The 21,007-nt window shown below is 43.6% G+C and carries 21 protein-coding genes and 1 tRNA gene; 10 read left to right on the top strand and 12 right to left on the bottom strand.

What is annotated here, in order from left to right; genetic code table 11:
• Window positions 1-53: 53 nt before the first annotated feature.
• From ilvC to T360_RS0108275, 6 genes are all read right to left on the bottom strand, one after another.
• Window positions 54-1,103 carry a ketol-acid reductoisomerase gene (gene ilvC, locus T360_RS0108300; protein ID WP_028912363.1) on the bottom strand — a complete coding sequence of 350 codons (1,050 nt, stop codon included), beginning with the start codon at window positions 1,101-1,103 and terminating at the stop codon, window positions 54-56.
• Between the two features lie 183 nt (window positions 1,104-1,286).
• A complete protein-coding gene (locus T360_RS0108295) occupies window positions 1,287-1,736 on the bottom strand; it encodes a GAF domain-containing protein (RefSeq protein WP_028912362.1) in 450 nt (149 codons plus the stop codon).
• Window positions 1,729-2,448, bottom strand: a complete 720-nt coding sequence (locus T360_RS0108290; protein ID WP_028912361.1) for an SDR family oxidoreductase — start codon at window positions 2,446-2,448, stop codon at window positions 1,729-1,731. Before T360_RS0108290 ends, T360_RS0108295 begins: the two co-directional genes overlap by 8 nt.
• Window positions 2,441-3,838, bottom strand: coding sequence for an aminopeptidase C (locus T360_RS0108285; protein ID WP_028912360.1), 1,398 nt, complete (start codon window positions 3,836-3,838; stop codon window positions 2,441-2,443). The genes T360_RS0108290 and T360_RS0108285 overlap by 8 nt, the downstream gene beginning before the upstream one ends.
• Complete coding sequence (locus T360_RS0108280; protein ID WP_028912359.1) at window positions 3,839-4,738, bottom strand: M48 family metallopeptidase; 900 nt, start codon at window positions 4,736-4,738, stop codon at window positions 3,839-3,841.
• Window positions 4,739-4,888: 150 nt separating this feature from the next.
• Window positions 4,889-5,251 (bottom strand): hypothetical protein, encoded by a 363-nt coding sequence (locus T360_RS0108275; protein ID WP_028912358.1) that lies wholly within the window; start codon window positions 5,249-5,251, stop codon window positions 4,889-4,891.
• Window positions 5,252-5,511: 260 nt separating this feature from the next.
• On the opposite strand from T360_RS0108275, the gene T360_RS0108270 reads away from it, so the two are divergent.
• Window positions 5,512-6,123, top strand: a complete 612-nt coding sequence (locus T360_RS0108270) for a peptidylprolyl isomerase (RefSeq protein ID WP_028912357.1) — start codon at window positions 5,512-5,514, stop codon at window positions 6,121-6,123.
• A gap of 63 nt (window positions 6,124-6,186) precedes the next feature.
• A complete protein-coding gene (gene aroC / locus T360_RS0108265; RefSeq protein WP_036929201.1) occupies window positions 6,187-7,290 on the top strand; it encodes a chorismate synthase in 1,104 nt (367 codons plus the stop codon).
• A 210-nt stretch (window positions 7,291-7,500) separates the two neighbouring features.
• Here the strand turns inward: aroC and T360_RS0108260 are convergent, their stop codons facing one another.
• The 4 genes from T360_RS0108260 to holA all read right to left on the bottom strand — a co-directional run bounded on the left by T360_RS0108260 (window position 7,501) and on the right by holA (window position 11,517).
• The gene (locus T360_RS0108260) at window positions 7,501-8,406 is read right to left on the bottom strand and encodes a dihydroorotate dehydrogenase (RefSeq protein WP_028912355.1); all 906 of its coding nucleotides are present in this window, start codon (window positions 8,404-8,406) and stop codon (window positions 7,501-7,503) included.
• Window positions 8,394-9,167, bottom strand: a complete 774-nt coding sequence (locus T360_RS0108255) for a dihydroorotate dehydrogenase electron transfer subunit (protein ID WP_028912354.1) — start codon at window positions 9,165-9,167, stop codon at window positions 8,394-8,396. The genes T360_RS0108260 and T360_RS0108255 overlap by 13 nt, the downstream gene beginning before the upstream one ends.
• 57 nt (window positions 9,168-9,224) lie before the next feature.
• Complete coding sequence (locus T360_RS0108250; RefSeq protein WP_028912353.1) at window positions 9,225-9,713, bottom strand: helix-turn-helix domain-containing protein; 489 nt, start codon at window positions 9,711-9,713, stop codon at window positions 9,225-9,227.
• A gap of 775 nt (window positions 9,714-10,488) precedes the next feature.
• A complete protein-coding gene (gene holA, locus T360_RS0108240; protein WP_028912351.1) occupies window positions 10,489-11,517 on the bottom strand; it encodes a DNA polymerase III subunit delta in 1,029 nt (342 codons plus the stop codon).
• 48 nt (window positions 11,518-11,565) lie between these two features.
• Between holA and T360_RS0108235 the strand changes: the two genes are divergently transcribed.
• Window positions 11,566-12,015: a type I restriction enzyme HsdR N-terminal domain-containing protein gene (locus T360_RS0108235; RefSeq protein WP_028912350.1), complete on the top strand. Its 450-nt coding sequence runs from the start codon at window positions 11,566-11,568 to the stop codon at window positions 12,013-12,015.
• A 10-nt stretch (window positions 12,016-12,025) separates the two neighbouring features.
• Here T360_RS0108235 and T360_RS14990 read toward each other — a convergent pair whose 3' ends face one another.
• Window positions 12,026-12,904 (bottom strand): zinc ribbon domain-containing protein, encoded by an 879-nt coding sequence (locus tag T360_RS14990; RefSeq protein WP_051523474.1) that lies wholly within the window; start codon window positions 12,902-12,904, stop codon window positions 12,026-12,028.
• A 21-nt stretch (window positions 12,905-12,925) separates the two neighbouring features.
• Window positions 12,926-13,711, bottom strand: coding sequence for a Nif3-like dinuclear metal center hexameric protein (locus tag T360_RS0108225; RefSeq protein ID WP_028912349.1), 786 nt, complete (start codon window positions 13,709-13,711; stop codon window positions 12,926-12,928).
• A 206-nt stretch (window positions 13,712-13,917) separates the two neighbouring features.
• On the opposite strand from T360_RS0108225, the gene T360_RS0108220 reads away from it, so the two are divergent.
• The 7 genes from T360_RS0108220 (at window position 13,918) to T360_RS14985 (ending at window position 21,007) form a co-directional block, all read left to right on the top strand.
• Window positions 13,918-13,991: transfer RNA gene (locus T360_RS0108220), tRNA-His, on the top strand.
• Between the two features lie 154 nt (window positions 13,992-14,145).
• Window positions 14,146-15,417 carry a phage integrase SAM-like domain-containing protein gene (locus tag T360_RS0108215; protein WP_028912348.1) on the top strand — a complete coding sequence of 424 codons (1,272 nt, stop codon included), beginning with the start codon at window positions 14,146-14,148 and terminating at the stop codon, window positions 15,415-15,417.
• Window positions 15,418-15,476: 59 nt separating this feature from the next.
• Entirely contained in the window at window positions 15,477-16,325 is an 849-nt protein-coding gene (locus T360_RS0108210; RefSeq protein WP_028912347.1) for a hypothetical protein, read from the top strand.
• Between the two features lie 146 nt (window positions 16,326-16,471).
• Window positions 16,472-17,509 carry a hypothetical protein gene (locus T360_RS0108205; protein WP_028912346.1) on the top strand — a complete coding sequence of 346 codons (1,038 nt, stop codon included), beginning with the start codon at window positions 16,472-16,474 and terminating at the stop codon, window positions 17,507-17,509.
• A gap of 276 nt (window positions 17,510-17,785) precedes the next feature.
• On the top strand, window positions 17,786-18,805 hold the full coding sequence (locus T360_RS0108200; protein WP_028912345.1) for a DUF3871 family protein: 1,020 nt from the start codon (window positions 17,786-17,788) through the stop codon (window positions 18,803-18,805).
• A gap of 159 nt (window positions 18,806-18,964) precedes the next feature.
• Window positions 18,965-19,603, top strand: a complete 639-nt coding sequence (locus tag T360_RS0108195; RefSeq protein ID WP_036929200.1) for a recombinase family protein — start codon at window positions 18,965-18,967, stop codon at window positions 19,601-19,603.
• A gap of 336 nt (window positions 19,604-19,939) precedes the next feature.
• Entirely contained in the window at window positions 19,940-21,007 is a 1,068-nt protein-coding gene (locus T360_RS14985) for a hypothetical protein (protein WP_036929197.1), read from the top strand.

Below are 21,007 nucleotides of genomic sequence, written 5' to 3'. Positions count from 1 at the left end.
CATATTTTAAAATGAATCACGGGGATGCGTGTGCACCCCCGTGATTTGTTGTATTATACGTCTTGGTTCTCAGGACGCAGCTTACGTACAGTCTCGCCTGCACGCCACATCTCCTGATTACGCATGGCTTCCAACTCTTTCTCAAGACCGGCACGGTAGTCGGGCTTAGAGTTAGCATCGATGGTAATCTGAGCCTCATTACCAGTCTGTACTGAGTAGTACAACCACTCCATCACAGGCTTGATAGCATCATGGAATCTGGGAGCCCAGTCAAGCGCACCGCGCTGAGCAGTGGTTGAGCAGTTGGCATACATCCAGTCCATACCCTTAGCTCCGAACAAGGGGCCAAGGCTCTGCGTCAGTTCCTCAACAGTTTCATTGAAAGCTTCTGAGGGAGAGTGTCCATGCTCACGCAATACTTCGTACTGAGCAAGCAACAATCCCTGAATGGCACCCATCAACGAACCACGCTCACCAGTCAAGTCTGATGTAGCCTCACGCTCGAAGGTGGTTTCAAACATGTATCCTGCACCGATACCAATACCGAATGCCAGTGTCTTCTCCTTGGCTGTACCTGTAGCATCCTGATAAACAGCATAAGAGCAGTTCAGACCACGACCCTCGCAGAACATAGTGCGCAGGCTGGTACCACTACCCTTTGGTGCAACCATAATAACATCGACATCCTTTGGTGGAACAACACCAGTGCGATCACTCCAGTTAATAGCGAAACCATGGCTGTAGTAGAGAGTCTTGCCAGGCTTCAGGTACTGCTTGATGGTGGGCCACTGCTGAATCTGACCAGCATCAGAAAGCAACATGCAGAGGATGGTGCCCTTCTCAGCAGCTTCCTCAATAGAGAACAGTGTCTCGCCAGGAACCCAACCGTCGGCCACTGCCTTGTCGTAGGTCTTGCCAGGGCGCTGACCCACAATCACATTGAATCCGTTATCACGCAGGTTGCAGGCCTGGCCTGGTCCCTGAACGCCATAACCAATCACAGCGATGGTCTCGTTTTTCAATACTTCACGTGCTTTCTCGAGTGAGAACTCTTTGCTGGTGACAACAGTTTCTGTAACGCCACCGAAATTCATTTGTGCCATAATAGCTTTTGGTTTTAATTGTTGTACTTATCCCTGCGTACTGTGCCAGCCCTGCCCGAGAGCCGTCGTCTTACTAGTCCGCTCACACCCTGCACGAGGGTACGACTTGGGCGTTAACTATTTAAATCGGGTGCAAAATTAAGCAATTCTGCCCACACTGCCAAAAAATTCTCTGCGTTTTTTTTATTTTTTATCGAACACCTTGACAATCTCCTCAAGCCACTGCTTATCCACCTCATCGAATGTTGCCAGATCCTTACTGTCGATGTCGAGCACAGCAATAATTTTACCGGCCGAGAATACTGGCACTACGATTTCGGAACGAGACGCGCTGCTACATGCAATGTGACCAGGAAAGTGCTCTACATCAGGCACCACAACAGTGGCCTGCTGTTTCCACGATGTGCCACACACACCCTTACCATAGCCAATATGCATGCAAGCCACTGGCCCCTGGAACGGGCCCAGCACCAACTCATCATTCTGCACACGATAGAAGCCTGTCCACCAGAATCCCATCTCCAGGTGAATGGCTGCTGCCACATTGGCCATCACAGCCACCTGATCGGTTTCACCTTCTACCAAACTCTTAATCTGCTCACTAAGCAGTTTATATTTCTCAATTTTACTCATACTTTACTAATTTTAATCTACGCCAAATAAAACGGGGCACCCTGCGCCATAGGGCAGTAAGGATGCGATATCGCCAGTCGATGATGCGGATATGATCATGATGTTCGATGGCACTCACAATCTCACAAGCCACCTGTTGGGGCTGCAGCATCATAGGATAGCGGGGCAAGCCACTGAGTAAGGCCGTATCTACAAAACCAGGACGGATGTCGGTGATGCAGATGTTGAGCTTGCGGGCATTAGCCTGCTGTTCCAATGCCTGAAGATAGGTGGCCTGATAGGCTTTGGTGGCCGAATAGGCTGGTGCAGGACCTAAACCCTTAGTACCTGCTATCGACGAGATGGCGGCGATATGCCCCCTGCCCTGCTGGGCAAAATAGCGAAAGGCACAACCTATCATCTGCGTAAAACCTAAACCGTTGGTCTCAACAGTCCATTGCTCTATATCGGGCGTGAGCTCACGATTCTGCTTGCCTACGCCTGATGCATAGAAGAAAAGGTCCATGCCTCCCATGCGATTGATAAGCGACATCAACTTGTCGGGAGCATCCTCGCTGGTTACATCTATCTGCTCTACCTCAGCAGCGCCGATATTTTTCAATAGCTCTAAACGGCGAGCGGCCACGCCTACCGTCCAGCCACGCTGGATGAATAGACGGGCCACTTCGAGTCCGATACCTGATGAGGCGCCAATAATAATCACTTTACTCATCGGGCAGGAACAATGGGTCCTCAGGCATTACCATAACAGGCTTAGTATCGTATGCCTTCAGAAGTTTTTCTGATACATATTTTTTATTTACAACCAGTCGGAACATATACTCACGGAACCACTCGGCTGTCATAATCAGGCAGCCCTGCTGTCCGTTGGTTGAGCCCCAAGAGTTTTCCACCTTCCACTTGATAGGATTACCCTGCTTATCCAAATCAACAGCAGTCAGAGTCATAGCATGCGTAGAACCGCTATCAAAGGTAGAGATACGCTGAGCCTTATCCATCTTAAAGGTGGTTCCAAACACTGAGCCATAATTGAAATTTTCTAACGAAGCATAACCGCGCTTACGATCCAGAAACTTAGCTACATCGTAAGAGCTGTACATCTTGCGACCATCCTTCAGTGAGGCAATAGCCAACTGCTCAATCTCCTCCATAGGCAGGTTCAGATAGCGCCAGTTGGTACCATCATAGGTGTGACGATCATACTCCACCTCGTAAGTTTTGTAATACTCGCGACGTGGGTCGTTCATCACCATGATAAAGGTGCCTTTCAGGTCGCCACCAACTACCTCCTGATAGAAACTTTGTGGTGTGTACTCCTTAGGTTCACCCAGCTGACGACCATTTTTGTCATGGAAGGCATAGGTGAACTTCTCAACAGGTGCACCCAGTGTGAGTTTCAGCATACCATAAATCTTAGTGAGCATCTCTATCTTGGCTTTCTGGATATCAGCAGCACTCTTTTTCTTGGCCACCATATCACGCAACTGAAGTCCGAACTCACGCAGTTTCGAAGAAATCAGGTTACGAGCCTTTGAGGTGTTCTCACTGGTGTAAGTCTCAGGCATAATCTCTGACGGAACCAGTCCGTACTTAGGTGCCAGGTCGGCCACACCACAGAAGGTGCCCCCATCACCAATGGGCGAATGGAAGAAGAAGCGCACGCGCTCATCATCGATAGGCTTCTTAGCCGTATCAATAACACCCTGTAACATCAGATTGGCCTTTTCCAACTGATCCCAGAAGAAAAGGTAGGCCTGCGAGAACTCGATGCTAACCGAGTCGGCATGAGCCATATAATTTGAACGCAACACATTGAGACCACTGAACATCCAGCAGCGTCCTGACGATTTCTGGTCGGTGATAGACTGCTTACGTGTCTCTACAGAGAAATGTGTGTCGATGGGGCGAGCAGCCACCTTGTAGTTTTTGGCCAGCGCATCAATGTTCATACCATAGATGGCGTTGGCGATGACGCGCTCCTTGCCACACTGCGTTGTTTCCTTCTGTATTTCCTGTAACATCTTGGCAGAGATACCTCCACCCTGCGCCTGGGCCATCACGCTGCAGGCTGCTAACGCAATTGTAATTGTAACTTTATTCATTTACTTTCTCTTATTTGTTGTTTTTTTAGTTGTTGTCTTTTTTGTGGTGGTCTTTTTGGTGGTTGTGGTCTTCTTAGCAACCTGTGTGGTCTTTGGCTTATAGTACTTCTTAGCCTCAGGCAACCATCCCTGGATATTCTTGATACGGGTGGCATCAGAAGGGTGATCGCTCAAGAACTCGGCTGTATTGCTGTTGCTGGCTGATGCCATACGCTGCCAGAAAGTAACAGCTGCCTGAGGATCGTAACCTGCCATTGCGGCAAAAATCAATCCCATATAGTCGGCCTCACTCTCATGACTGCGTGAATATTTCAGATTAGCCAGATTCAAGCCCATGCCAGCCACAGCCTGACCGATGGCCAAAGTATTGTTGCCTACGCCCAGAGCACCAGCCAATGCGCCCAAACCCTGCACACCATACTGCTGCTTAATCTGCGTACTCATCTGCTCGGCAGAATGACGGGCCACAGCATGCGCAATCTCATGACCAAGCACGATGGCCAGCGAAGCCTCATCCTGCGTGATGGGCAGAATGCCTTCATAAACCACAATGAGTCCTCCAGGCATGCACCAGGCATTGGCTTGCTTGTCGGCCACGAGATTAAACTGCCACTTGTAGTTCTGCACATCGTTCTGCATACCGTTAGCATTCAGATAGCTAACCACTGCATTAGCCAGGTTCTGACCTACTCGCTTCACCATAGCTGTCTTGGTAGCATCGGTAGAAAGCTTGGCTGTCTTCATAAACTCCTGATACTGCTGGGTTGAGAGACTCAGCATCTCACCATCGCTCACCATCAGGTTCTGCTTACGCCCTGTGATGGGCACTGTGCTAGTAGTGCCACAGCTAACCAGCAAAGCTGCCACCGCCGACATTACTAAAAACTTCAATTTCTTCATCATCATTATGCTTATTTTGTTTAATCTTGTTTTCAGACTGCAAAGTAAGCAAAAAAAATCGACATTTGCAAATTTTAAGCATAAAAATAGAGACGTCCCCTGAGGAACGCCTCTATAAGAATGACCAATAATAACTAAAAAACTACGAATTTACTTGTTCAGACCACGGTTGTTGATAGTGGTGTTGAGCAGCATCAGGTATGTACGCATCTGCTTCTCGTTGAGCACATAGCGCATACGCTTTACGTCGGTATCGATAGCACGCTTAACCATGTTGTCGCGCTCGTTGTTACCGTACTGAGCTGCGTAAGTCATCTCTGTATTGAATACGTGATGAATGTTCTCTACAGCTGCACGCTGGTCGATGGTGAGGTGAAGAGCCTTTGAAAGCATGTCCATGTTAACGTCCATCTTGTAGGCCTCTACATTCTTAACAGCGCTTGTATTCTCACCCTCTGCAAATGCAGTTGTCATACTCAGCATTGCTACCAGTGTCAAAATCATCTTTTTCATCTTTTTACCCTTTCTTTTACTTTAAATATGTTATCCTTTAAAAACTGTTTGTCATCTTTTGACGGTGCAAAGGTACGACGATTTTTCAACACCAACAAACAAATTTGTTTAATTGTGTGCGAACACAGCTTTTTTATTGATACATATCAACAGAAAGCCTAAAATAAGTATTTTTTTACTTTTTAGGATTAAACTTTCGTGTATTTGGTGGAAAATGCGTAACTTTGCAAGCTGAAACTAAATATATATAAATAGGTATAATGGAAGAAACAAAAAACAGATTTATGTCGGTTGTATATCAGTTGTACAGCCTGAAGGATGGCAAGAGTGAGCTCGAGGAGCAGACTGGCGACGACCGTCCATTTGAGTTTATCACCGGATTCAGCGTAGCTCTGGATGCTTTTGAGGAGAAGGTGAAGGGCCTTGAGAAAGGCAGCGACTTTGATTTTGAGCTGACTCCGGCCGAGGCTTTTGGCGAGTATGTATCTGAAGGTGTGCACAAAGTAGGCCGCGAGGTATTCACCGTAAATGGCCACTTCGACCACGACAATATTTTCGAGGGCGCAGTCATCACCCTGATGGACAATGACGACCACCAGTTCATGGCAAAGGTTGTTAAGATTGAAGAAGACGGCGTGACCGTTGACACCAACCACCCTCTGGCAGGCAAAACACTGAATTTCAAAGGTCGCGTGATTGAAAACCGCGAGGCTACTCAAGAGGAGATCCAGCATCTGATTAAGCACCTGACCGGTGGATGCGGCGGTTGCGGTGGCGGCTGTGGCGAGCACGGCTGTGGCGACGGATGCGATTGCGGCAACCATGAGCATCATCATCACGATGGTGGCTGCGGCTGCGGACACTGCCACTAAGCGATAATTGAAAATTGATAATTCTTGCTTAAGCAAGCGTACTAAAGAAACGATTAGATAATTATGAATAGTTTTGGGCATATTTTTAGGCTGACTACGTTTGGCGAGAGCCACGGCGAGGCTGTTGGGGGCGTCATTGATGGCATGCCTGCTGGCATCGACATCGATATGGAGTTTATTCAAAGCGAACTAAATCGCCGTCGCCCTGGACAGAGTGCTATCACCACATCGCGCCAAGAGGCCGATCGTGTAGAGTTGCTCAGTGGCGTTTTCGAGGACAAGACAACAGGCTGCCCCATAGGATTTATTGTCCGTAACACCAACCAGCACTCCAACGACTACGAGAATATGCGCAATCTATTCCGCCCCTCGCATGCCGATTTCACCTATCAGGAGAAATACGGCATTCGCGACCATCGTGGTGGCGGACGTTCATCGGCCCGCATCACCATCAGTCGCTGCGTAGGTGGCGCATTTGCCAAACTGGTTTTACGCCAGAAAGGTATCAGCATTCAAGCTTATACATCGCAAGTGGGCGACATCGCGCTCGAAAAGGATTATAGCCGCTACGACCTTAGTCTGACTGAGACCAATGCCGTACGCTGCCCTGATGCCCAGAAAGCCGCCCAAATGGAGCAGCTGATAGCTCAGGTAAAAGCCGATGGCGACACCATAGGCGGCATCATCACTTGCGTGATAAAGGGGTGCCCCACGGGCTTAGGCGAGCCCGAATTTGACAAGTTGCATGCCTCATTAGGACAAGCCATGCTTAGCATCAATGCCGTCAAGGGCTTTGAGTATGGCGATGGTTTTGACAGCGCTACTATGCGCGGCAGTCAGGTGAACGATGTGTTCGTACCATCACCCAACACCCATCACCCATCACCCAACACCCAATCCCCCATCACCACAACCACCAATCATAGTGGTGGTATCCAAGGCGGCATCAGCAATGGCCAGGACATCTACTTCCGAGTGGCTTTTAAACCCGTGGCCACAATTCTTACCGAACAAAACACGGTAGATAAGGAAGGAAATGCCACCACATTTACGGCTCACGGACGCCATGATCCATGTGTTTTACCAAGAGCAGTGCCTGTGGTTGAATCTATGGCTGCAATGACAATCTTAGACTATATTTTGCTGCAAAATGCAGTAAATTTATAGAAAAGAACCCCCTAATTGCAAAAAAATGCAAAAAAGATTTGGTAGTTTAAAAAACTATGCGTATCTTTGCACTCGCAATCAGGGATTTGGGAAAACCCCGGAATTGCTTTAGTTAAGTCTAGTTTAGTTTTTGTGTTGGTTGGGGGTTGCCGATTGGTAGCCCCCAAATTTTTTATGTATATTTCTCAGCACAAACAAAAAAAATAGGGGTTAAACAACCCCTATTATCTCGTTTACCGACTGGCACCCATGACTATCGAGCCATTCATTAATACCATCACGCACCTTAATACTTATAGCCGGATCCAGGAAGTTGGCCGTGCCTATCTCAATGGCTGTAGCTCCAGCCATCAGGAACTCAATGGCATCCTTGGCACTATTAATGCCTCCCAGACCGATTACAGGTATCTTGACGGCCTTAGCCACCTGCCATACCATGCGCAGGGCCACAGGCTTTACACAAGGACCGCTAAGGCCTCCTGTGTTGATGCTGAGCAGTGTACGGCGCTTCTCTATATCGATAGCCATACCCATCAGCGTATTTATCAGCGACACGCTGTCGGCGCCTTCAGCCTCTACAGCACGTGCTATCTCAGCAATATCTGTTACGTTAGGACTCAGCTTCACAATCAGCGTCTTATGGTAAGCCTGGCGCACAGCCTTTACCACACTGGCAGCACCAGCACAAGTCACACCAAAAGCCATACCTCCATCTTTTACGTTAGGACACGAGATATTGAGTTCGATAGCAGGGATATTATCGAGAGCATCAATACGGGCTGCACACTCGGCATAATCCTCAGGCGACGAACCACTCACGTTCACAATCATGTTGGTATTGATATCCTTTATCTGGGGATAAATATGCTCACAGAAATAATCCACACCCTTGTTTTGCAGACCTACGCAGTTGAGCATGCCACTAGCAGTCTCAGCCATGCGTGGATAGTCGTTGCCCTCGCGAGGCTTCAGGGTGGTACCCTTAACAATAATACCGCCAATACCATCCAGAGGCATCAAGTCGGCAAACTCTAATCCATAACCAAATGTTCCCGATGCAGTCATCACAGGGTTCTTCAGTTCCAAATCAGCAATCTTTACATTTAGTCTTGCCATAACAGTTTCTTAATATTAAACACGGGTCCATCCTTACAAACACACAAATTACCCTCGGTAGTCTTCTCAACGCAGCACAAACATGCGCCCAATCCGCAGGCCATTAGATTCTCCAGCGAAGCTTCGCAATCCACGCCGTTCTGTCGCGCATAGCGAGCCACTGCCTTCATCATAGGCGTTGGTCCGCAGGTGCTGATACGATCGAAACGCTCATTGCTAAGCAGAGAGTGATTGGTGACAAAGCCCTTCTCTCCCATCGAACCATCCTCGGTTGTTACATACACGCGCCCGTACATATTAAATATTGGCAGCATCAGCAAGTCGTTAGCTGTACGTGCACCCAACAGGAAGGTTGGCTCTATGCCCTGACGCTTCATTTCGGCTCCCATATACAAGAGCGGAGCCACACCAACACCACCGCCAACGAGCAGCACTTTCTCCCCCTGAGCTGCAGGTGTAAAACCATTACCCAGAGGCAGCACACAGTTCAACGTGTCACCAGCATTCAGTTTAGCTAATTGTTTGGTACCATCGCCCACGGTGGCTACGAGCAACCACAACTCATTATTCAGGCGATCCACAAAGTTAATTGAAATGGGGCGGCGCAAGAAAGTAGATGTAGAACCATCTACACGCACCTCTACAAATTGACCAGGCAACATGTCAGGAAGAGGTTTATCGTCAGTCAGTTTTATAAGCACATAACGCTGATGAATCTGCTCTACCTGCTTCACCTTGAGGTCAAGTATATACTTCTTCATACTTCAAATTATTAATTCGGGTACAAAGGTAATATTATTTTTTTAAACCACAAAACTTTATTTCTTTTGAGGAACGAAAGTCTCCCAAGTCTGATCATCATAAAACACCCGAATCTCCATTACCTTTCGCTGTGGTTTGTCTGCTATTTTTACCCCCGTTGTTACAATTTCCTGGTGTGTATTACGTACACCATTAATATTTGGGAGCGTCTGGGGTGTATTTTGAGGAGCCTGAATAGGACCCTCATCAAACATCAGCATCGGATTTTGATCGGTAGGGTGGGCGTCAGCATTGCCATCGCCCTCAGAGAAGAGGTCTTGCTCGGGGTTATTTTGAGCCAGATACATGTCACCAGATCCAAACATCAACCAATCAGTATTGATGTTAGGAATTTTCTTTTTGATGGCTTCTACGATGTTAAGGGTAGGTCGGGTGCGACCAGTAAAAATACTACTAAGTGTTGCCGGACTCTGACCGATATAGTCAGCGAAGAGCTGTTGAGTCATATGCTGAGACTCCATGATTTGCCTGATTCTATCTTTCATTTCTTATAACTAAGTGGTTAATGGGCCATTATTGGCCCTTTTTCTTTCAGTTTACAAAGGTAAAACAAAAAATTGAATTAACCAACAAATGTATAGACAATTTAAGAATTAATAATTTAAGTTTATAGTTTTATATTTGTATATCAAAAGTTTTAGAGTACCGTAATTGAGGTTTATATTTTTAAATCTAAATTTACGATATTAAATCTGTACAAATGATTTTGTGAGCGTATTTTCGTAACTAATTGGGTATAAATGAACTACTTACGAAAAGTTTATTGTTTTAAATACCATTATGCGCTCCGGGGTGCCAAACCCTGAATAAATAGGGAACTTATTTTGCACAAAAACGTGTAACTGATTGATTTTCATATATTTATTAATCAGATATATACGATGCATAAATATTAATATAAAAAGTTATATTTGGATATTCAGATATTTAAATCTAAATATTAAGATGTGTATTACATTTAAAGATGTGTAAATCGTGCTTTCTATGTATTTGTAAATCTGAATTCATACGGCGATTTAGAAACGCAAATCAACGAAATGAAATCATAATGAATGTGAAAGGTAAATGGATCGAGAGCGACATTTTAATTTTTCGTCATTTCTGGATTATTCAAAACCAACGGGCAGGCGGCCAGAAATACGCGAGTTTTGAAGGGGTAGAAAACGCCGTAACTACCCTATCCTACAGGCATTTAGGCATAAAAAAGCACTCACGAAGAGTGCTATTTCTAGAAATTCTAGAGCCTAAAAAAGGGCTAAATTAGTGCAAAATGTAAAAAATCAGTTCCTTCATAAGCTCTCCAGCGGGGGTATTTGGATTGTCCAGACCCTTACTTTTAGCATCAATCTCTCTTATTTTGGAAATAATCTGCATCACCTTCATTCCAGAGTAATTTCTCATACCCGTCATATAGTCTTTGGCAGCCCACGGATTTTTGAATTCCAACCACTCTGCCACACTCTCCTGACTCTTATTATTGGGTGCATAAAAGGCAATCATCAGATTTTGGAAGTAATTAAAGAGCAACGGGAGAAATGAGTAGATTGAACCCGCCTTTGGATTTTCGTCAAAATATTTTATTATCTGATTTGCCTTATAAACATTTCGATTCACGATAGCATCCTTAAGCTCAAATCCATTAAACTCTTTGCTCACTCCGATCTGATCCTCTACCACCTGAGGGGTTACTACCCTACTCGATTCTGGCAGTGAAATAATCACTTTATCAAGCTCGCCAACCAAACGACTCAAATCGGCACCAATATTCTCGGCTATCATCTGAACTGATTTTGCGTCGATTTTTATCTGGCGTGCTTTGAGATAGTTTTCAATAAATCCAGGCAGTTCTCTATCCTTCAGTTTTGAGCTTTCAAACAGTATGCCATGAGATTTTATAGCTTTTACGTAACCAGTTTTTCGCCCATCGATTTTACCATTCTTATGGCACATCACCAGCACGGTTGTAGCCATAGGCTGTGAGAAATAGCGCTCAAGCGGCTCAGTATTTTTTATATTCTGCGCCTCTTTCACTATAACCACCTGGCGTTCGGCCATCATAGGATAACGGCGTGAGAGATCGGCTATCTGTGATGCGTTGACATCTGATCCAAACACCACAGTCTGGTTAAAATCCCGTTCCTCTGGGCGCAAAGCATGATCGGCTATATAATCGGAAATCCTATCGATATAGTACGATTCATCACCCATCAGATAATAAACGGGAGCAAATTTCCCCGCCTCTAAATCGCGCATAATGCTCTCAAAACTCACATTTTTTGCGTCAGCCATGTTGCTATTTCAATTATTATTTGTATTTTTGCCTGCAAATTTACAAAAATGTTTCGATTAAACCTCCCTACATACGAAATAAAAATAGCCCGGCAGGGCAATAAGCAGCTTATTTTCGACTTTTTACGCCGAAAATACGTGGCTCTCACTCCCGAAGAGTGGGTTCGCCAGCATTTTGTGCATTATCTAGTGGAACATAAGGGCTACCCATCCGGCCTGATTGGCAACGAAGTTGAGCTGAACGTAGGTGAAAAACGTCTGCGTTGCGACACTATATTATATAATAAGGTGGCAATGCCACAGATGATTATCGAGTACAAGGCCCCACAAATAAAACTTCAGCAAAAGACATTCGACCAAATTTCGGCCTACAATCTTTTGCTGAAGGTGGATTATCTGATAGTGAGCAACGGCATACAGCACATCTGCTGCAAGATGGATTATGAAAACCAAAAATATTACTTTTTGGAAGACATCCCAGACTATCAGAATTTATAACATTTTATGCTTAGAACATATCGTTGGCATCGGCAGCCTTCTTAGAGTTGGCTGATGATGTGGCTGTTCCTGATGACTTGCGGATAGAACGCTTTGCACGTCCCTTCTTCTCCTCGGCAGCAACAGGCGCCTTCTCAACTTTCACGCCTGCCAGCTCTGGATCAATCATGATACGACCGCAGTACTCGCAAACGATAATCTTCTTATGCATCTTGATATCCAACTGGCGCTGAGGTGGAATCTTGTTGAAGCAACCACCGCAAGCATCACGCTGTACGTAAACGATACCCAGACCGTTGCGTGCGTTCTTACGGATACGCTTAAATGATGTAAGCAGTCGGCCCTCGATCTTTGCCTCGAGATTCTTCACCTGCTCCTTCAGCTTCTCCTCTTCCACACGAGTCTCTTCCATGATTTCATCGAGCTCGTTCTTCTTAACCTCCAGGTCGCCTTGACGCTCAGCAATCAGAGCCTCGCTGGCCTCCTGCTCGCGCTGCTTATCCATGATCTTGTTGTTAGCCTCGCGAATCTTCTTATTGCAGAGTTCGATTTCCAGAGTCTGGAACTCGATTTCTTTCGACAGTGTGTCATACTCACGGTTGTTCTTAACCTCGTCCAACTGAGCCTTGTAGCGCTCTACGCTGGCCTCGGCATCAGCAATCTCACCCTTCTTCTGACTGATAGCACGCTGATAGTCGGCAATGTCGGCCGCAATCTTTTCAACACGTGTTGTCAAACCCTCAATCTCGTCTTCCAGGTCCTGCACTTCGAGTGGCAGCTCGCCACGCAACATGCGCTTTTCATCGATAGCCGAGAGGGCGGTCTGCAGCTGATAGAGCGTCTTCAGGCGCTCTTCTACTGACAATTCTGATGGATCTTTCTTTGCCATAACTTTCTTTTTGAAATTTATTTAAATATACAATATTGGATTCGTACACGTCTGAGCGATACAAGTCTTCACTCCCGGGCACTCTTTCTGAATGATTTCCTCGAAGATTTCAGCTGTAAACTGTTCGCTCTGGTAGTGGCCTATAACGCAAATTTGTATCTGCTGTTCGTAGCCAAAATACTGATGGTAGTGCATCTCGCCTGTGATAAACGCATCTGCCTGATTTTTAACCGCTTCGTCGAGCAAGAAATCGCCCGCGCCACCACATATGGCCACACGCTTGATAGGGCGGCGCAACAGTTCGTTACACATCGCACACTCCACGCCGAAAGCTTTTTTCACAGCGATAATAAAATCGTCGGCCGCCAAGGGGGCTGCAAGTTCTCCTACTACCCCACTTCCTGCCTCAATGCTTCCCACTTGCTTCTGAGCAAAGAATCTTACATCCTCTAATCCCAGTTTCTGAGCAATGCGGAAATTCACTCCTCCGCGCGCGTTATCCATATTAGTATGCATTGAGATAACGGCTATCCCCTGCTGTATGGCATGCATCACGGTGCGCTGCACATCAGTGAGATCGCTAATAGTTTTAAGGCCACGGAACAACAACGGGTGGTGACTCACAATAAGATTACACCCCCTGTTGATGGCTTCGTCAACGATACGCTCGTTCACGTCCAGACACAATAATGCCCCTGAAACCTCCGTCTCTGTCAGTCCCAGTTGCAAGCCAGCATTATCCCAACTTTCCTGCAAGGGCAGAGGCGCGAATCGTTCAAGGGCGCTCAGCACTTCTTTTATTTTCACGGTGCAAAGTTACAAAAATTAGTTGAGAGTTAAGAGTTGAGAGTTAAGAGTTAAGCACTATTTTGCCATTTTTAACATTTTACGCCCACTGATTGACACAAAACCGTAAAGAAAATCGAAAAAATGCATGTTTACAAAAAAAACTGCACGAAATATTTGGTAGAATAAAAAAAACTCCGTACCTTTGCACCCGCAAAACCAACATGGTGCCCGTAGTTCAGTTGGTTAGAGCGTCAGATTGTGGTTCTGAATGTCGTGGGTTCGAGTCCCACCGGGCACCCTCTTAAAGAATAAGATAAACTCCTGTAAGTCAAGTACTTATGGGAGTTCTTTTTTATATCAAAATACTGCATTCTGACCCTCAAATCCACTATGATTCAGTCATAATCCTCTGATTTTTCGCCTTTTTGTTTACCGCTAAAAATTAACGTAACATGCTGACTATCAAGGCTATGGTAAAAAAGGACGGTTTACGTGTTGACCGCAAGTACAACGTAAAAGTAAGTTTCACCTACAAGAGGAAAGTAAAAAGGCTGTCTACTAGTCTATTTGTGAGTCCCTGTGACCTAACAAAAACACTGGCTTTTAAAGAGGGAACTCCTATCAAACAGAAAGTGGATAAGCTTGTAGATGCCTATCGAGATATGTGCGATAAGCTACAAGTTGACATTCATGATTACACTCTAGATGAGATTATTGAACTTATCCAAAACGAGGAAGAGAGACAGAAACCTGTTGATTTTATCCAATTCTGTAGATGGTGGATTCTCACCTCTCCTATCAAAGGTAAAAAGAACTATCAGTCTGCAGTAAACGCTTTTACAACATATCTTGGAACAGAGAATCTTGAGGCTTCCAAAATTACAGTATCTTTATTAAATGGTTTTATGGACTATCTTAACAAACAGAGTAAAATGAGAGCTAAAGCACTTGAATTGGCTGGAAAAAGAGTACCATCAAATCGAAGTGTGTCGCTGTATTTAAGTAGCCTGAGACATTTGTTTAATGAAGCTAAGAAAAAATACAATGATTACGATCGTAATATCATTCGTCTAAGCAATTCACCATTTGAATATATAACCATCCCCAGGCAGGAAGCTACCAGAAAGAGGGCTATCTCAGCTAAATCAGTAAAGGATATCTGGGATTATCCATACGAATGCAAAAAGGATGGTTCCTTAAAAAAGGAGAGTGTCTCTAATCTAGCTAAAGACTGCTTCTGCTTGTCGTTTTGTTTAATGGGAATGAACTCAGCTGACTTATTTAACTGCACAGAGATTTCTGGAGATACAATAACCTATTACCGTACCAAGACTACAGAACGTAGACTTGACAAGGCTAAGATGGTAATTAAGATCCCCGCCATTATAAGGCCTCTTGTTGAGAAGTATCGTGACCAGAAGGGTGAGCGAGTCTTCAAATTCCACCATATATATAATACAGAGAAGAACTTCAACCGCGCTATTAACCTTGGTTTAAAGACCATAGGTAGGGCTCTTAATCTCTCTGATCTGGAATACTATGCAGCCCGTCACTCATGGGCTACAATAGCACTTAACAAATGTAAGATCGATAAGTACACAGTCCATGCTGCACTCAACCATGTGGACGAGTCCATGAGAGTCACCGACATCTACATTGAGCGTGACTTCGTGAACGAAAATAAGGCTAATGCCAAGGTAGTGAAATACGTTTTTGGTAAATAATCCATAGAAAACTCCGCTTGAATTTTGTCAGGTGGAGTTTTTTATTTATTTTTGCCACCATGAACGAGAACGAATATATTGATTACTATTGTGAGCACCTTCTTGTGTTTGTTCATATAGACGAGAAGACAGGCTTTTATGATAACAATATTAAAACAGAGAATTATGAGCATGCGCTGCATAATGCAAAGTTGTGTGGAATAAATAAAGAAGCATTCGTCAATTCACTGAAGCGTCGCGTAAATAACAGCAAGAGACCTATTAATATTGATGCATTATGGAAATTCAGCATTACTATTTGGATGTGGAAGTTATTTAGCCGTATTGTCATGCCAGAAATGGGAGCTGTTGACCAATATTTCAAACTCATCAATAGGCTTAATGAAGGTCTTGATGTGAAGGAAATTGTGTTTACAGGAAGGGAACCCCAAAAAACAAAGGATATCAATATAACATTAAATGAAGACATTCTTATTGGAGAGTTTTTAAAATTTCTATATTCAGAAGAGCTGATTAAAAACGTCTTAACAGAGGAGAATCTTAAAAGCTATCCCAAGACTCATTGTTACTTAGCAATAGATCTTCTTCCCAAAAGGACACTAGCATTTCAGATTGCCCGCGAACTGACACATCTATTTGAAGACATGTTTCAGACAGAATCCTTGGACGAATCTTTGAAAGATATTATAATGGCAACTCTCTCAAATTTGAATCTTGCAGCTAAAGCAGCTAATAATACTGATTATAATAAATTGTTTAGTGATGCCAAGAATAAACGCTTACCAATATGTGACAATTACTATCAAGCTAGTTTTTTACAAGACGTAGGAGTTTTACCATTTAGCGTTATAAAGAATCCTGAAAGCATCAAAGAAAGGAAGACGTTTTTCAAATCTGCGGAAGAGTGAATTTCGCAGATTTTTCTTTTTTACACAAATAATCATTTTATCTTTTGTTCCTTTGCACCCAGAACGAAATAGCAGCGATTGGGCTAGAGTTGTTCTGAGGGAGCTCTCCTTGCCTCAGACGGAGATTATTTTTAAAAATATTAATTATGAATACAATTAAAAAATCGACCGAAATGGTCACAGTAGGAAAGGAAATTAAAAAAATGGAAAAAGCTCTTGAAAGCATGAAAAAGAATGCAGGTGTTAGTGCTGAGGCTATCGCTCAACAAGAGACTGCACTTAACGAGAAAAAGCAGAATTATGAGAAACTGAACAAGCAAGCACAGGCTGAACAAGGTGTTTTTGACAAGGACCAATTTCTGACTTTTGCTATTATTGACGACGAAACTCGTAAAGTGACTAAGAAGCAGTACAAGGTGGCATTCGTCAAGAATAATCGTCCTATTAATAAAAATAAGGTCAATGGTTATATAAGCATAATTGCTAATGGAAAGTACGAAAAGAACGCACCAATATTTGCGATAACTGCTAAAGAGACTCTTGAAAGTGGTTATGAAGTGACCGACGTTAATGGCAAAAAGGTCGAAAAAGAAAAAGCAGAGGACTACCTCGTCATTCTCGATGGTCAGCACAGGACACTAGCCTTCCTGATGTGCAATATGACGGAGCCAAGAGAGGTTCCCAGCACATTCATTAAGACTGGCATAGATATTGGCCAATACATCGTTGATATCAATGATGTGGGTACGAGCTGGAATCAACAAGACAGATTTGCTGTAGCAGCTCTGGTTTCAAATAACGAGCTTGCACATGAAATATCAGAAAGAATTAGTGAAAAATACAATCCAACAACAGCATCTTTGATATACACTGGAAAGAAAATATCAGGAACACAAGTTAAAAAGTTGCTTCGGGGAGAGGAATGGACATTGCCAGAAGGGGCTAAGTTAAATATCAAGCGGGGGAACAAGTTTATCCAGCTATGCTTAGAAGCTAAAATTGAAGTAAAGTTTATAACAAAGCGTTATTTTATTGCTGGCTTCAACTCTTATGCAGATGAGGTTGGCGATGATGCAGCCTTCAAAAAGCTAGAAAAATTAAAGGGAACGAATCTTACAGAAAAGATGCTAAAAGAGATTAAGGACGGTAGTCAATTTGTGAAGATACTTAGAGAGACTGCATAACAAACTCAGCAACAATTGGGGAAGCGGACTTTCAGGTAATGCTGAGAGCCTGCTACACCATTTGTAACCAATTTCAAAATTTTTATTTTTTCTGAGCACGCCACTTCACCATCAACAAGTCCCCCCTCCCCATCTCAATGGGTAAAACGTTTTTCCAAGGGAAACCTGAGCAATATACAAAAAACGTAGTCAATTTGTAAGGCATCTGTACCTCTAAGAGGTAAACACGTACCTCATACAGTTCACTCTATCAATAACCATTTAATACATTTAGTTATGGACAATTTATTGTTGATGCCTGCTGCTGTGGCTAATAATAACAGCAATCAGTTTGAGTATGCTGACTACGAAGAAGTTGTAGAACAGCCTGTAAGCTCTTGCTCTTTCGTTAACTTCTTGGATGCTAATACCAACAGCATCACCATGGAGGAGCTAAAAACTCAGTGTGTGGTTCCTACTTGGGCTAATCAGGAGCTAACGATCTCTCATCAGGACTTTATCGAAACTGTTCACGATGCCGCCAAGTCCTTCTATCAGGGTGAGTCTATTTCTAGTCCTTCCATCCGTGTGTCCCACATCGTTAGAGGTCGTACTCCAGACGCTTTAGGTAAACGAGCTTCTGAACTCTTGGAGTGTGAAAAGACTCAGTTCTACCAGCGTTTAGCATTTGCTTTCACCATTCCCACTATCTATGAGACTATCGATGGTCACAGATTGGAGCTTACTGTGGGCGGTGTTCGCAATTACAACGATCTCAACCTCTACAGATCTTCTAAGGGAGTAGAAAAGTTTTCTGTTTTTGTTGGATGGCGTGTGGTAATCTGTTCTAATCAGGTTCTCACAGGTCAAGGTGTTAAGTTCTCTATGGAGGTCATGGATTTGAAGCAGCTCTACCAACAGGTAATGGAGCTCTTCAATCAGTTCAACCCTGCTAAAGACATTCACTTAATGCAGACTCTCAGTAACACTTACCTTACTGAAACACAGTTTGCTCAGATTATCGGGCGCATGAGACTCTATCAGGCTTTACCACAGGGACTATCCAGAAGCATTCCACGCTTACTGATTACTGATTCACAGATCAACAACGTTTGTCGTGAATACTATCACAGTGAGGAATTTGGTGGTAAAGGTGGTACACTCTCTATGTGGAACTTCCACAATCTGCTAACTGAGGCTAACAAGTCAAGCTATATTGATAGTTATCTTCAGAGAGCTGTTAATGCGACAGATGTCGCCGTGGGACTTAACAATGCTCTTCACGGTGAAACAACTTACCAATGGTTTCTTGGTTAGTTGATAGAGCGGAGGGCATCACTTACCTATTATATATTAATAAGGTGGTGGTGTCCTCTTTACTTCTAAACCGTATTCTTTTAATTGGTGTGTTCTTTTTAATCTGTAACAGCTAGGGAGGGCATGCCGTTTTAGTAACCAACAAATACTTTGATTAATATGAGTACAACAACAGCTGTTATTTATGCCAGAGTGTCTAGTATCGGTGATCGTCAGAATACAGACCGTCAAGTTTCAGACCTTCTGGACTATGTGAAATACCAGAATCTAGAGATTTCCAAGATATATGAGGAACATATTTCTGGAGCAAAGAAGAATACTGAACGTCCAGTGCTACAAGAGGCTATCGAATACTGTAAGAGTAACCACATTTCCATCTTATTAGTTAGTGAGCTCAGTAGATTGGAGAGAAATGCCTTTGAAGTTCTGGCTACAGTAAAAGATCTCATTGACAGCGGTATCAATCTCTATATGCAGAAGGAACAACTAACGTTACTTGATGCAGATAGTAAACCCACGATGTTCGCTCCGATAATGATAGCTACTCTTAGCACCTGTGCGCAGCTAGAAAGAGAGAATATTAAATTCCGTTTGAATAGTGGTCGTAAGCTCTATATAGAAAGAGGTGGTAAACTTGGTCGTAAAGTTGGAAGCGTCAAAACAATAGAGCAGAAACGCGAAGAATACAGGGACATTATCTCTTACCTGAAACGCGGCTACTCTGTTAGGAATGTGGCTAAACTAACTAGCAGAGGAATAAGCACTGTTCAACGGATAAAAACAGAGTTCAATATTTAATGAATCTTAAATAATAAGCAAGTTCTTGCCAAGATAAACGTCTTTTTACTACTTTTGTAGCGTCAAAGCGGCTCTTCGTAGTTAGCTGAGACAGGGCGTTTAGCACGTTACCTCTCGTTGGAATCTGGACAATTCATGGCTGAGGGTGATGAGCAAGAACGCCCACGCGATTGATATTATATCCCATTATGGGTTTATTATATCATTTTGGCGTGGGCTTTTGCTTATTATTCTGCCAGGCAGTCCAGAGCCACAATGAGGTAATAAGCTGAAAGTTCCCACGCCTTTAATTTTTACCGCTGACTTCTGGGGATTGGTTGGCAAACTGTGACAATTATGAAGATACGACTACTCTTGTTCTTACTTTCATTGTTACCAATGTTTGTTAATGCTAGTGATTTTGATGGGAATGGAACGAAAGATTCACCCTATCAAATAAAAACTAAGGATAATCTGGCTAATCTGGCTAATCTTGTCAATTCTGGGAACTCATATTCTGGTTTTTATTTCTGCCTGACAAATAACATAGATATGACAGGTTTTTCCTTCGTACCAATTGGACATCAAGGACATCCTTTTTCAGGTAATTTTGATGGTCATGGTTTTGTTGTTAAAGGCATAACCATAAAATCCTCATCAGAGATTGGACTTTTTGGATGTACTGATGGGGCAACCATTAACGACATAGGCATTGAGGATGCTGATCTTAATAGTAGTTCTTATATTGGAGGTGTTGTTGGTTACAGTAATAACACACTTATCACAAACTGCTACACTCGTGGATATATTCGCGGTGACTATTGTGATGGAGCTATAGTCGGATATAGCGGAAGTGGCACCGTTATACAGAATTGTTTCAGCTCTATCCAACATACAAAAGCACAAATATATGGTCAAATTGGTGGTCTAGTTGGATACAATTGTGGTACATTAGAAAATAGCTATTTTTATGGAACCATAAATGCGACTTCTTTCCAAGCTTGGACAACTGGTGGAATCGTTGGATATAATGATACTTCAGGAAAAGTTTATAATTGCTATTTTATTAAAGCGAGCATATTGAATAGTAGTTTTGATTATTGTGGTAGTTTGAATTGGGGACAATGCTCAGGTTTGGCCACGTTCGATGGTTCTGGAATAACTAATTCTGGTACCTACCTGTATGAATTGCTAAACACTTGGGTAAATAATAATTGTAATCAAGGACATTATAGAGAATGGACAAGAGATGGATTCCCATCATTCGGCGAGTATCTGACAAGTGGTATTACAACTCAATCTATTGGAAAATCAAACGAAGTGGTAAGTATGTACGACTTGCAAGGCCATCGACTGAATGGTCCAAAGAAAGGAATTAATATTATAAGATTCAAAAATGGATCATCAAAGAAAGTAGTTAAATAA

It is taken from the genome of Prevotella sp. MA2016, assembly GCF_000619825.1.
GTDB lineage: Bacteria > Bacteroidota > Bacteroidia > Bacteroidales > Bacteroidaceae > Prevotella.
This window is presented reverse-complemented; position numbering and strand designations above follow the sequence as displayed.